The organism is Rhodococcus sp. IC4_135, from assembly GCF_011602025.1.
Taxonomy (GTDB): Bacteria; Actinomycetota; Actinomycetes; order Mycobacteriales; family Mycobacteriaceae; genus Rhodococcus_F; species Rhodococcus_F baikonurensis.
Map to the genome: position 1 here is coordinate 1 of NZ_JAAOLG010000062.1, position 13125 is coordinate 13125.

The window sequence follows — 13125 nt, forward strand, 5'->3', positions numbered from 1 at the left end:
TGTTCAACAAATTCCTCGGACAACTCCACCACTGCCTGCAAACCGGACAAACCTACGACGAAACCCATGCCTTCCCACCTCCTCTCGTGCTCGCGGCTTGACTGTTAACTTCCTGAGATGTCTTTCGTGGTCAGTCCGGTTCTGGCGGTGGTGGAGGAAGCGTTCAGGGCGGGTGGCAACGTGCCACCCGCCCTGAATTGGTCTGACTGGGTGGAGTTACGCGGGTACGCCTGCGCCGACTGCGTCGCTGATCAGCTGCGACGCGAGGCCGGGGCTGGCGTTGGTGAAGAAGTCCGTCAGCGCAGCGTCCACCTGCTCGACGATCTGCTCGCCTCCGGGCTGGGCTGCGACGAAGTCGCGTGCCTGCTCATCGATTGCCGGTGCAGCGGCGACGGTGTCGCGGACGGTGGTGGCCACAGCCTGACCGATCGGTCCCGAGTTGCTCCACTCGTCGAGTGTGTTCTGCGTCTGGGTCGTCACGGCAGGCTGATCAACATCGGGAATCTGGTCGCTGACATCGACAGGTTCTCCCAATTCGCCTGCGCCGTAGGCGGTTGCGGCTGCAACGCCCGCGATTCCGCCTCCGACTGCGCCGACCGCCGCGGCGGGAAGGCCCAAAACCGCTGCGCCAGTTAATGTTCCGGCCGCAGTGCCGACAACACCCGCGGGCACCGCGCCGATGGGTGTCAGAACCGGGCTGAACAATCCCAAAGCGCTTGTGCCACCGATAGTTCCACCGATCAAACCGCCCACCGTGGCAGCAGGAACACCGAGTGCAGCAGCACCAGCCAAGGCCCCTCCCACGCCACCCGCGAGCTGCGCTCCGGCGATACGGCTTGCACGGTCGACCGGGATGCCGATCGAGGCGTAGAACGTCGCGACCTGGCTTTCGATGACGCCCGAGGTGTTATTGGTGCGTTCGAGATCGGCATCGCTCATCCAGTCCTTCTGCTCGAAAACGAAGTCCCCGATCCGGCCCATGGCTTTCGGGGCGATGATCGGCGCGACGATCTCGACGGGGCCGGGCAAGTGAATGTTGCCGTAATCGACCGGGGCGACGCTGTAGTCGGCCGGGGCCGTGTACTGGCCGGCATCGTAATCCCAGTTGGGCAACGGCTGAGACGGAACGTTCTGGTATTCGGCGGGCGGCGTCACCCAGTAGATCGGCTCCGGCTGTGCCTCCGGCACGGTGACGGCGGGTTCGGGGTCGGTTGCACCGCCGCCGTTGACGCCGCCCTGAATGCCTTCGCCGGTGACGCCGCCCTGGATCGGCTCAGCTCCTGCCGGTGCCGCGAGGCCGATGCCGGCCGCGACTGCTGCGGCGACGACGAGGGCTGCGGTTCCCTGGCGGGTGGCGCTCTGGCGGCGGTGCCGGCCTTTCTGCTGGGCGCGGCGCGCGGACCTGTTACCTGCGGTGATGTCCATGGTGGTGCCTTTCATGAAGGGGAAATGAGGAGTTGATCAGTGGGCGGGTTGGGCGATGAGGTCCACGACCATGGCGGCGAGAACGGTCAGTGCCGTGGCTGTGGCGGGAAGCAGTTGGGGTAGGGCGATGGGACCACCGGATGCGAACTTTGGCTCGTACGGCATCCGGGCGAATCTGTGGACACCGAGATCCCTGAGCTTCTCGACCTCGGGGACTTCGACGCCCGGTGCATCGCCGGGACCGTCGGTAATCAGAACGATGGTGCGGTCCAGGATCGCTGTCCCGTGGCGGACTGTGAGCAGGGTGAGCATGTCGATGAGGTCGATGTCCTCGCGTAGCGGCATTGGGACGAGGAGAACGTCGGCATTTTCGGTGGCCCATTTCCAGCCCCCGGAGAGAAAAACATTCCCGGTGTCTGCGATGAGGATTTCGCGATGTGCGGACAGGATGCGCCCGATTTCGGCGGCGTCGTCGTAGCTGAACGCGGCCCCGGAAGCACCGGAGCTGCCGGCGAGGATGTCGCCGCCCCGTGGTTGCCGGGTCAGGTACTGCGAGAGCCGGCCGGGGACGAGGTTGCCGTTTGCGGCGGCGGCGGCGGCGATCAGCGCGTTCACGTCTTGCCCGACGGGTGGGGTGATCGCGGCGCGTTTGGGTAACGTGCCGCCGACGTCGGATACGTCGACGCAGACCGAACTGCCGGGCCCACGGTAGGTCGCGATCTCTTCGTTCAGTGCGGCGGCGATGGGTGATTTACCGGCGCCTCCTTTCGTGTTGGCCACGGTCACGATCGAGAATCCGGGGATGGGGCGAGCGACGGTGGCTCCCGCGATGCGTTGGCGTGTTTCCGCGGACCCGGCTTTGGGTGCCAGCCCCAGATTCAAGATCGCGTTGAGGCGACCTCGAAGTCCGATGCGGGCTGGTTCCTCCGCCCCTGGTCCCGCACTCGCAGGCGCCGAGCTGACGGGGCGAGGCCGCAGGGTGGGTACCGGTTCTGTCGCCCAGCTGTTGTGGCCGACATTGCCGCCTCGGTCGAACTCCCGCGTCGGCTGCGGTGCACGCCCGTTGTGCTCGACTCCCGGTTCAGTCACCGCGTTCACCTGTTGTCCCCGGTCTTCACTGGGGGCAGGGTCGCTCGCAGAGACCTGAACCACCGGGGTTCGTTTGACGGGTGGGCGAGGCTGATCCCGGCGGGGTGTCTCCACGCTGGTGCGGTCTGGTTGCTCCGCTCTCGGAGGCGCTGAGACGGTGCGCATGGTGTTGTCGGGATCGACTTCCAAGTACATCGGGGCGGTATCGACACCGGTGACCGAGACTCTGATGGTCCGGCGGGCGGTGCGCGCTTCCTCCGTGGCTTGGGTGAAGACCCTGGTCATGAGTTCTTGTTCGGAGTCGCCTCGCAGGCCGATCGTCGTTGCCTGCGACGGCACATGCGCCGTCGCTGTGCGGCCTCCGTCGTCGATAGCGACGGTCATCTGCGGGGCGGACATCACTGGCCTCCGGCGCCTGTGTTGGCGTCGAGTTGGGTGACCATGTCGGTGATCTCGTCGTGCAGCTTGTCGAGTTCACTGAATGCTTTGGTTTTCGCATCGCCGTCGGGGATCGAGTCGACGAGATCGCGGCGCGAGGCGAGAGCGTCCAGCAGCTCGCCGAGACGGCCGCGGGAGACGGTGTTGGTGTCTTCCTTGACGCTGGGCAGCCAGCTCGGGGCAGTCGCACGCAACGCTTCGCGGTAGGCGCGCACGACGGGGTCGCCGGGGCCTTCGTTTTTGAACGTGGTCTGGATGGCCTTGATGTGTTCCGGGTCGAGAATCACTGCTCGTTCGATTCGCACTGCCATGATGGGACCTTTCTGATAGGCCGAGTCGGCGCTGATGGTGGATGTTCAGGTCAGTCGTCGTGCGCGCCTCTGGTGGCGCCGAGGTCGACGGAAGCAAGGAAAAAGGTGTCGGTTCCGGAGCAATCGAGAACCACGACTTCGGTGTGCTTGCCGACGGATTCGACGGACACCTGCACTTTCACCAATCCTTCGTCGGTGATCGCGCCTTCTTTGCTGCGGATGACGGGGCGGACGGTCTCGACGGACAGGACGGTTCCTCGGGCATCCGGATCGGAGAGGTCGTAGACGATCTCCATGCCCTTGGTGAGAGCGAGGGCGGGGAGCGCGTCGTCGATCTGGTCGACGATCGACGAGACCGAGGAAGTGCCGGTGACAGCGACGGGCTCGCGGACGTCGTCGGCCATCGAGTCGATGAGTTGTTGTTCTTCTCCGATGAAGGCTGGCAACTCCGCAGAAAAGCAGTAAACGGGGGTGTCGCGGACTGGGCGCAGGCTCTCGACAGCGCTCAGTTCGTCCTTGCTCAGGCCACTACGGGCGGCGGGATGGTCGTCGATGGTGGGGGTAAACCACACCTGCGCGAGCGCGGGGTCACCGGAGGGTGCACTGACGGTGGCGCGGCCTCGGATGTTCTTGTCGATGTCGTTGCCGACACTGCCGTCGCCCCACATCATGTAAGCGCCGTCAGCACTCAGACGGGCGAGCGCCGCTCGGGTCTGGAAGTTGTCGCGGACGCTTCCGGAGTCCTTTCCGAACAAATGAGCATCCGGTCGCTGCACCCCCACGGCGAGGCGGATACCTGCGGATCGGGCCAATGCCACCAGTTCACCGATACGCCCCAAGGGGTTGGTGAACTTGATGGCTTCCTTCTCCTGGTCGGTGCCGCTCGCTTTGAGCTGGCTCCATGCTGCGGAGAGAATGAAAAATTCGTCCAGGATCACGACCAGAGGCGGCATGGTGCGCGCGCTGAGGCGATTGACTTGCATGTATTTGGTGCGGGCGTGCATCTCTTTCCAGAGCGCGTAGATCAGGTACGCCGCTCGGATGGGATCGAATACCACCGCGGGGACACCGGGGTATCCGAGGAATTGGTGCAATTCGATGCGCTTGGGGTCTACGCCGATGACAGGGACACCGCGCAGCACCAGCTCGGTGATGACCGTGGTCAAGAGAACGGTCTTGCCGCCTCCGGTGGGGCCGACGACGAGCATGTGTGGGGAGGCGGAGTCGTCGGAGACGTTCCAGTACGCATCGACGGTCCCGTTGTCGGTTTCGCAGGACGCGAAGGGAATGTGCAGGCGTTTACCCATCCTCTTCGGATCGCTGGTGGGCCAGTCCATTTGCTGACGTTCAGCGATCCCACGGTGGTCGAGCTGCGGGACGGGAAGCTCGGACACCGGGACTCGAAGGTGATGCATGAGCATTGTTCCGAGCGGCATGCGTAGCGAAATTTTGATTTTGGGCTCGTCCGGGTCCCAAGAGATCTTCCACAGTTGGCCGGACTCGTGTGTTCCGAGTGCTGCGAGGAGAGCGTCGCTGAGCTTGTCGCGGTTGCCCTGCAGTCCGGTGGACAGGGTGCTGGTGTAACCGATTTCGTAGGCAGCTTCGGCACCGTTGGAGAAGATTGCCGTGACCTTGACGGTAACGCCCTGGAGAGCTTTCCCACCGGAGAGAAGGTCAGCGAGCAGCCGATGGCGGTCACTGCGCCCGTCCGGTGCCACAGGCTCACGCGAAATGGTGAGCGCGCCGGTGTCAGCACGGTATACGGGCTTGTACTTCCATTGGCGGGCAGCCGTTTTGCGAGTGTTCATTTCTCGATCTCCTGGACAGCACCCGGGGCGCTGAGTTCGGGACTGATGTCGATGATCTGTATTGCGTCTTCCTTCGGCTCAATTGGCCGACGAAGCAGGAATCGCTCCGGCAATGCGGGAGTGACGATCGGCAACTTGGCCCGGACTCGTTGCGGGTAGGGCTCTCCGACGATCAGTGCGTTGAGCGCGGTGTCGAGCTTGGTGAAGCGCAGTTCGTCGACTACCGATCCGAGTGGAATTCGAATCTTCGCGGAGTGTGTGCTGTGCCACCCGGTACGCCAGCTGAGTTGGATGCGGGTTGCGTTGTGGCCGGTGGTCTGTCGAACAACGGCAGCGAGGATGCGGCGTTGCCGCCAGCGGAGAAATCGGATGGCGTCGATCACGGCAGCGATGACAACCGCAACAACGAGGCGGGGACGGAAGTCGATCAGCCATTGCGCCCAGCGTCCTGATTCCGGCCATTGGCCGGCGACCTGATCGGCAGTGAGCAGCGTGGGCGCCCACCACGCGATCACGGCGCCGACGAGAACTGCGATGACGCAGGGCGTGAAGCGTGTCAGCTTCTGCTCGATCGGCTGATCCCGAGGTTTCGGTTCCTTTGGGCCAGAGGAGGTCCCATCGCTCCCGAACACGTCTCGGAAGAATTCGCCTACCGGATCGTTCGACGGCATCGCGGGATCCTTTCTCGTTTCGGTGTTGTGGGAGTGCTGATGTGGGGACAGTCAACGCGGGCTGGCGGAAACCGACAAGGACGTTTCGCACGCGCTCGGGCGTGTCGCGACTGAGAGCCGGCAGCGGGAGCATTTTCAGGTCCAGAAAACGGGTCTGAAATCACCCCTCAGAGAGGGGTTTTCGGAAGCGAATTTCGCATGCGATTTTCGGAAGCGATTTCGGCTTCGGCGGAGCGGCGTTTTTCTCAACCACGCCTCCCCCCGTAGGGGGGAGGCGTCTCCCAAAGGGAGTGGGGGCCCGGGTTCCCCTGGCGCACATGCCGAAAGCATGTGCCGAACGGGATGCCGATCGGATGGCCGGATTCGGTGGCGCGAATGGCAGGTGAATTCTCCTCATCGGCAGCGGCATTGAGAGATACCGATCCGGATAGGGGTTTCGAATTGCATCGAGGCGCGACACGCCCGAGCGCGTGCGAAACGTCCTGGTGCCGATTCTCGGCATGTGCGAACGTTCACGCCACGACCATTCCGATCCAGCGAGCCCCTTTGGGAGAGATCATGCTTCACACAACGTTCGAGGCTGCAGCGCAGCTGAACTACTTAGCGCAGGAGGGAATCGATACCGGCGGTGTGGGAACGTTCCTCCGCCAGCAGGTCGTCCCGCCGATCCTCGGAGTGAGTGCGGTCGTGCTGCTGTCGAAAGCGATCAAGTCCTCATGGTCTTCGGTGATCACCATCGCCGGACTGTCTGTTATCGGACTGGGCTGGTTCGGCTTGTCCGCGAATCCGGATGCCGCAATGAACGTGGGCACATCGATCATGAAGCTGTTCGTCCCTGGCATGTGAGCACTCTTCGCTCTTCGCGCTCAACACTTTTCGAGAGGAATCATCTTCATGTCCGTCATGACCATCATCTTCGGCGCCGTCATCGCTTTCGCCATCCTGTTCTACATCTGGTACACCGTCGCCCAGCGTCGACGGTGAGTGTTGCCGTGATCGAGACCGACGACGATCTTTACCGGGTAGATCAGCACTGGCTCGGCCCGCCCGGGAGAGCTTTCCCGAAACCGATCAGATATCAGTCTGCAGGAATCGGCAGTCTCCTTGCGATTGGCTCATGGATCCTCGTGTTCGGACTGCTCTCACTACCCCCGAACGGGTGGACCGTGATGGGCATGTGCCTGCTGACGTACTACGGCACCAAACGTTTCACTGAACGACTCGGAACCGAACGCACCCTCGGCTCTCTGGCCCGCTCTGCGATCAACGACCTTCGCTCGCCTCGTCCGGCGACCAATTCTCCGAAGAAGTCCCCGACCTCTGCGCAGGTCGTATCGATCGCCGATCAAATTGCGCGCGTACGACTTACCTCCGCCCACCCCACCACGACCGAGAAGAACAGGTGAGACATGAGTTATTCCGGTAGCCGGTACGACCCGACCGATCTCGTTCCGCCTCCCGGCGCTTTGCCTCCCGCGGTCATTCCTGAGTCGTGGCTACGCGCTGCCCGTGAGGCCGGGTTGCAGACTGCCGAGCCCCGCACTTCGGATTCGGGATACCGCGAGGAATCCGCCTTTGCTGAGCCCGACTACTTCGAGAGTCCCGTCGAGGAGGCGGAGTCACGTAAGAGTCGTCGCCGGCAAGGCAAGAAATCGGGTAAGAACGGCGGTGCTCATTCGAGCAATGCTGCTGCCGAGCGCGGCAGCAACGCCCGGTTGAAGAAAGCGTCCAAGTGGCGGCTTCGGGCTGTGATGGGCAACGTCACGATCACCGACGACACCGCCACTGTGTGGTTCACACAAGCTCCCGGAACGTGGTCCATGCGTCCACTCGCCGACCAGTCCCGGTTCATCCGTGACGAGGCCCTCGTACTTTCCGAACTCCGAGCGAAAGGCGTCACCGGCATTCATCGCCGTACCCTGCGTGAACCGTGGCCGGTTACCGAATGGGGCCGCGCACATGCTGGCCTCGCCGAAGGTCGCCTGCCTGATGTTCCCGGCGCACTCCCGTGGGATGAGTACCTCGTCGGGCAGCAGGTGGCTTTGCTCGACTCCGCCTCCACGCGGAAACGGCGTTACTGGGGCATAGAGCTCCCCCGGCGCTCGATGACCGCGCGGGCGATCGTTGCCGTTGCGGACAACTGCTCAGGACTACCGGGCGGCTCCAAGCTGACGAAGTGGTCTGAGCAGGTCTTGTTGGCTGAGCAGAACGCTGCGGCCGAGCACATCGAGGAAATCGAGCGCGTGATGCTCTCCCCCGGTGTGGAGGCACTTCCGGCAGACAGCGCCGCCATCGACTACTTGCTGCGCCGATCCGCCGCTGTCGGAATGCCGTTGACGGAATCCTCAGCCGGACAGGCACCGTCGGGTTGGGGGCTGCCGGATCTGCAGGCGCTGTCCAACTTGACCGATATGACGTACACCCCCGGCGACGGCCACACCGTCGTCGAAGGAACTGTCGCGGGACGCACCTATCGCTCCTACGTGACGGTCGTGACTGTCGGCCGTATGGCAGCGCTACCGATTCCGGAGCAGAAGTTGCCGTGGCAACTTCTCGGCGATCAGCTCGGATACGCACTCGAATGGTCTGAGCGGCTGACATTGCACACCCGCGAAGAGACCCTCAATTCCATCCGCAAGCAGCGCAACGCGATCGAGTCCCAGTACCGGCACTACACCGTCGAACACGACGAGACGCCCCCGGACGCGCTAGCCGCGCAGCACGGGTTGTCCCGACGTCTCGAAACCGAGATGTCGAACGGCGGCGCTCTGGCAACGCGCGCGTCCGGGTGGTGGCGGATCGCGGTGACGGGATCCTCGCCGCAGCAGACACGCGACCGGGTATCCAATCTCGTCCAGAAGTACGGGCCCGATATCGAACTCGAAGTCGAAGACGGCCAATTTCATTTGCTCAAAGAATTCATGCCGGGTGAAAAGCTCGCGAACACTGCGCACAAGAGGCAGATGTCCGTCCTGGCAGCGTCGGCCGGAATGGGTGCTGCCGCCGACCGTATCGGCGACGAGGAAGGGATCATCCTCGGCGAGACCGCGTCGATCTCTGTGCGACCTGTGGCGTGGAATTTGTTCGCCGCGCATGACTTCTTCGACAAGGGCGGTTTGACGCCTCTGGTCGGCGTTCAGGGTGCCGGCAAGACGCACCTGGCGGGGATGATCACGTACCAAGCGTTGCGGCTTGGGGTGCACGCGGTGATCCTCGATCCGTCCGGACCGTTGCGTAAGCTCGCCGAACTCCCTGAGCTCAAACCGTTCACCCGGGTGTACGAACTCACCGGCCGCGGCGCAAAGCCTGGTGTTCTCAACGTCTACCGAGTCGTCGCCGAACCCAATCGGGACGACGAGATCTACGATCCGCAGCAGCCGGAGTACTCCAACAGTTCGGACCCTGTCGCTGCCGCTGCGGCGGCCTACGCGGATGATCTCGCCGCCGCACATGCCGAACGCGTACAGCTCGCATCATGGGTTCTGATCTCGATGTTGGACTCGGACGACAGCAGCGACCGCGACGCCAAGAGTGCAGTCCGTATGGCCGCGGCGGCTGTCGGAGGAGCCCCCACCAATCACTTGAGAAAAGTCATCGACGCGATCGACGCGATCGCTGCCGGCAAGGTCTACGGCGCCGAGGAACACGGGTTCGAGAAGGCTGCACCGGAGAACACGACCATCGTCAGCGAGGGGGTCCGCAGTGCCGCCGGCCGCATCGGCCCGATGCTGCGATCGATGTCCCGTCTGCGCGATGCTCGGGTACTTTTCGCCTCCGAGACCGCGGGAGACGACGACGCTGCCGAACTGTTCGACTCGATCGTCGACGAACGTCTCACGATCCTGACGATGCCGGGCCTGCAGATCGACGACAAGGCATCTGGTTCGCATGCGACCGACAGTCAGCGCTTGGCTGGGCCTCTGATTCACCTGGCGGCGTGGCTTGCCACACGCCTGATCTACGACAAGCCCCGCTCGTTGGCGAAGCTGCTGTTCCTCGACGAAAACAAGTATTTGAAACAGTCCGGCGCCGGCAGAACTCTCTACGTACGCCTCGGCCGCGATACCCGCAAATTCCGTACCCGCGCTTTGGTGTGCAGCCAGCTTCCCGGAGATTTTCTCGGCCTCTCCGATGGTGGAGACGATCAGGACCAGAGTCAGCTCACCGACGAAATCATTATTGGTCGACTCGGATCGAACGAGGGCGCGATCTCCGACGCTCTCAAACTCCTCGGCCTCGAGGAGGGCGAGGGGTACGAGTCCATCCTGGCCAATCAGCTCGGTGGTGGTCGCGAAGACACCTACGACAAACGCGTCAACGAAGCCCGCAAACAGCGTGCCGCGAAAACCGGGGCCGACGAGGCCCGCACCTATGTGGTGCGCCTGGGCGGCGACATCGAACTTGTTCGGGCGAATTGGACGAATTTCGTTCACATCGCCCACGTCGCACAAGCGCTGAACTCGCGCGCCACCGCAGCCTGATCCCCCAATCCTGGGAAGGAACCTTCTCGATGCTCACCACTCTCCGCAAGACCGGATTCCGCGCACCTTGGGTGCAGCGCGTGGTCCAGCTGCTCGCTGTGATGGTTCTTGTGGGGATGAGCGCCCTGTCCGGCCCCGCTACGGCGAATGCTCTGGGGTTCTCGTGCAAGGAAGTTCCGGGGCCGCAGTCTCCGAATGAAGCTGCTCCTGCGTTCTTCGATTCCGCATCAGAAAACAAGCCTGCGGACACTGCTGGCTTCAACGGCACCGGGTACGGAAGTCATGGGTGGGCGGGGCTGTCCTGGCATGTCTACGATCTGGGCTGCGGCGACGACATCACCGGCGTCTCCCTGGTGCGCAGCAAAACCGATCTGGGAAACCAATTCCTCTCCATCGGTCAATCATTCGCCGCTGCTGCGTTCTGGCTCGATGATCAAGCGAACACCACCGCTGATGGTGAACGAACCGGCCGCGAGGGCGCACTCGCAGAATTCGACAAGATCGTTCTCGCGGTATCGGATTCCCTTCGCCCCACGGTCTACGGCCCGTGGATCGGGATCGGATTGGGAGTTGCAGGGGTGATTATTCTCTATCGGGCTTTGCGAGGGGATGCAGCAGCGGTGACCAAACAGCTGGCTGTCGGCGCGGCAGCGTTGGCAATCGGAGGGTTGATGGTCGGTGCGCCGGCCAAAGCAATCGCAATCGGTGACGATACGTTCAATGCGTTGATCACGAAAACGCAAGGTCAGATCTTCGAAGCGGCCGGTTTGGATACCGATCCTCGTTTGGTGATCACCGATCGGATCATTCTCCCGGACATTCAGAAGGGTTACTTCGGCAGCAACGCCAGTCCGGAGAACATTAAAGAACTGTGGCCGAAGCTGCGTACCTCCCTCGCCTACACCTACGACGAGCAGGAGCGCATCAGCGCCGACAACTCGGCTCAGAAGGAGATCGACGAAGACAAGAAGAAGAAGTACGAGGAAGTCGTCGAAGAACTCGACGGAAAAGGGCTGTCCTACTCCACCTTTCAGGGAAAGGAATCCAGTCGCGTCTCTGTCGGCCTCATGTCGATGATCAAGACGTCGATGCCGTCCATCCTCTGGATCGGCGCTTCGATCCTCAAAATCTCGGCGCTACTCGCTCTGCGATTGGCGATCATCACCGCCCCGGTCTGGATTCCTATCGCCATAGTTTCCGGGTCAGTCCTTGCCCGTGTCGGACGCATTCTCGGCGGGATCTACCTGTGGGCTGTCGCCGCAGCAGTATTGATGTCGGTGTACTTGATGTTCCTGATCAAGCTCTACACGAATGCTGCCGTGGACGGAACGTGGCGACTGTGGTTCCTCGTCATCCTCACCATGGTCTTCTGGATGGTTCTGCGCCCCTTCAAGCGCCTCTCCCAGACGATCACTCAGTCCTCGCACGGCGCCATCGGCGGCATGATGGACCGCCACAAGAACGGTTCTTGGAAACAGAAACTGCTGACCGCGTCGTCGATGGTCGCCAACCCCGCGATGGGCCTGGCCGAGCACGCCCTCGAGTTGGGCCGCAAGGGCACCAAATCTGTGGCTGACCGGGCAGGCGGGCAATGGTCCGACATGACCAGCGGCAACAAGTCACCGATCATCCGCCAGGAAGGACGCGCACTGTCGGCTGCACGAACAGACGACTACCGCGACCGCTCACGTATGGCGAAACTGGCAGCTCTGCGCAGCGGCGACCCCGCCGCGGTATCCGGCGCACTGGCGGGACTCCGCGGCGTGTCGATGGACAAGGCCGAGTCCGGAAACCGTTTGCCTGGTATCGATCTCACTGCGGGCAGAGCGGAAGGCAATCGTCACGGCGGTGTTGCGGATCTGCGCAAGCATGAATCTGATGGCGGTTTCTCCGAGGGGTTCGACGTTCACGACACCGGCGACGGAGAGGTCTTCATTCCTCGGCAGGAGTCGAGCCGGTGGGACGGCGGCGCGCATGCCGTGATCGCTCCGACAACGGTGTATCGGCCGAGCGCGGACGACCACGTTTCCTCCGAGTCGTCGGAGTCCTCGTCGCGTCCGTGGGTGCGGATCAATCGCCCTGCTGCGGAATCTCATTCCACGCGGCCCTCCGGTAGCGATTTACCCCGCGCAGGGTTACGGGAAGAAAGTTCGGCGCCGTCGACAGCAACGATCGAACGGCCGAACCGAGATCTCGGGGCGCGCTGATGAGTGCCGGCGCGAATCCGATCACCACCGCGATCCGGAACTGGACGTTGCGCAGCCCCGCCAGGCTCGCCGCAGGCGTCGCGATCCTGTTTGGTGTCGTTTTTCTCGGCCGCCTGCTAGTCACAGTCATCGTGGGCACCGACGGCGCCGGCACTGAAACAGTCGCCGAACCCAATGCCGACGGAAGTATCTCCGCAAGTCTGACCTCGGAGGCAGGCAAGGAGGTCACTGAAAAGGAGGTTGTGGCGATGCCGATCACCTCGGCCGTGCGCAGCCCTGCCAGTGCCGCAATGTATTACGCGCACGCCTTCCTCGATACCACCGCATCCCCGACTCAGTGGGCTGTGGCGTTGAGCCGTGTCACACGCCCCGAACGAGTCACCGACTCCATCGCCGGAGCGCGGCCTACAACCCCCGTCGCGATTCTGAGTTCAACTCGGACGTTGCCTGAAACAACCAGCGCCGCAGCCATTGTCGAAGTCGACACAAGTGCTGGAACTTTGAAGATTCGGCTCACGGCCAACGATGGCACGTGGCAAGTAGACGGACCTTTGCCGACTCTGGGAACCGGTGCCGCGATCACCACACCGCGATCGACAACACCCTCACCGACGACCACAACAGCGCGAACAACGACCCCGACGACACCTGCCACCACCTCCACTCAACCGGCGCCCTCCCCCACCGCTGCGCCT

General features: G+C 63.1%; 10 protein-coding genes. 5 read left to right on the plus strand and 5 right to left on the minus strand.

The window, feature by feature from the left end; genetic code table 11:
* Window positions 1-216: 216 nt before the first annotated feature.
* From G8767_RS33960 to G8767_RS33980, 5 genes are read right to left on the minus strand one after another with little or no spacing between them, the layout of a single operon-like run.
* A complete protein-coding gene (locus tag G8767_RS33960; protein WP_230691645.1) occupies window positions 217-1440 on the minus strand; it encodes an insoluble domain protein in 1224 nt (407 codons plus the stop codon).
* 21 nt (window positions 1441-1461) lie between these two features.
* Entirely contained in the window at window positions 1462-2913 is a 1452-nt protein-coding gene (locus tag G8767_RS33965) for a hypothetical protein (RefSeq protein WP_052959846.1), read from the minus strand.
* A complete protein-coding gene (locus tag G8767_RS33970; RefSeq protein WP_047269871.1) occupies window positions 2913-3263 on the minus strand; it encodes a hypothetical protein in 351 nt (116 codons plus the stop codon). The genes G8767_RS33965 and G8767_RS33970 overlap by 1 nt, the downstream gene beginning before the upstream one ends.
* Window positions 3264-3313: 50 nt before the next feature.
* Entirely contained in the window at window positions 3314-5071 is a 1758-nt protein-coding gene (locus G8767_RS33975; RefSeq protein WP_052959848.1) for an FtsK/SpoIIIE domain-containing protein, read from the minus strand.
* A complete protein-coding gene (locus G8767_RS33980) occupies window positions 5068-5742 on the minus strand; it encodes a hypothetical protein (RefSeq protein WP_047269872.1) in 675 nt (224 codons plus the stop codon). Before G8767_RS33980 ends, G8767_RS33975 begins: the two co-directional genes overlap by 4 nt.
* 558 nt (window positions 5743-6300) lie before the next feature.
* Here G8767_RS33980 and G8767_RS33985 point away from each other — a divergent pair.
* The 5 genes from G8767_RS33985 to G8767_RS34005 form a co-directional block, all read left to right on the plus strand.
* Window positions 6301-6588 (plus strand): hypothetical protein, encoded by a 288-nt coding sequence (locus G8767_RS33985; RefSeq protein ID WP_141695846.1) that lies wholly within the window; start codon window positions 6301-6303, stop codon window positions 6586-6588.
* A gap of 146 nt (window positions 6589-6734) precedes the next feature.
* Window positions 6735-7148 (plus strand): hypothetical protein, encoded by a 414-nt coding sequence (locus G8767_RS33990; RefSeq protein ID WP_058228347.1) that lies wholly within the window; start codon window positions 6735-6737, stop codon window positions 7146-7148.
* Window positions 7149-7151: 3 nt separating this feature from the next.
* Entirely contained in the window at window positions 7152-10223 is a 3072-nt protein-coding gene (locus G8767_RS33995) for an ATP-binding protein (protein WP_047269874.1), read from the plus strand.
* 29 nt (window positions 10224-10252) lie between these two features.
* Entirely contained in the window at window positions 10253-12430 is a 2178-nt protein-coding gene (locus G8767_RS34000; protein ID WP_052959852.1) for a hypothetical protein, read from the plus strand.
* A partial coding sequence (locus G8767_RS34005; protein WP_166814120.1) for a hypothetical protein occupies window positions 12430-13125 on the plus strand: 696 nt, incomplete at its 3' end. The genes G8767_RS34000 and G8767_RS34005, both read left to right, overlap by 1 nt.

Excerpts from the sequence above, each read along its gene's own strand:
- G8767_RS34000 (WP_052959852.1), top strand. The coding sequence starts at position 10,253 with ATGCTCACCACTCTCCGCAAGACCGGATTCCGCGCACCTTGGGTGCAG.
- G8767_RS33980 (WP_047269872.1), bottom strand. The coding sequence starts at position 5,742 with ATGCCGTCGAACGATCCGGTAGGCGAATTCTTCCGAGACGTGTTCGGG.
- G8767_RS33960 (WP_230691645.1), bottom strand. The coding sequence starts at position 1,440 with ATGAAAGGCACCACCATGGACATCACCGCAGGTAACAGGTCCGCGCGC.
- G8767_RS33985 (WP_141695846.1), top strand. The coding sequence starts at position 6,301 with ATGCTTCACACAACGTTCGAGGCTGCAGCGCAGCTGAACTACTTAGCG.
- G8767_RS33970 (WP_047269871.1), bottom strand. The coding sequence starts at position 3,263 with ATGGCAGTGCGAATCGAACGAGCAGTGATTCTCGACCCGGAACACATC.
- G8767_RS33995 (WP_047269874.1), top strand. The coding sequence starts at position 7,152 with ATGAGTTATTCCGGTAGCCGGTACGACCCGACCGATCTCGTTCCGCCT.
- G8767_RS33975 (WP_052959848.1), bottom strand. The coding sequence starts at position 5,071 with ATGAACACTCGCAAAACGGCTGCCCGCCAATGGAAGTACAAGCCCGTA.
- G8767_RS33965 (WP_052959846.1), bottom strand. The coding sequence starts at position 2,913 with ATGTCCGCCCCGCAGATGACCGTCGCTATCGACGACGGAGGCCGCACA.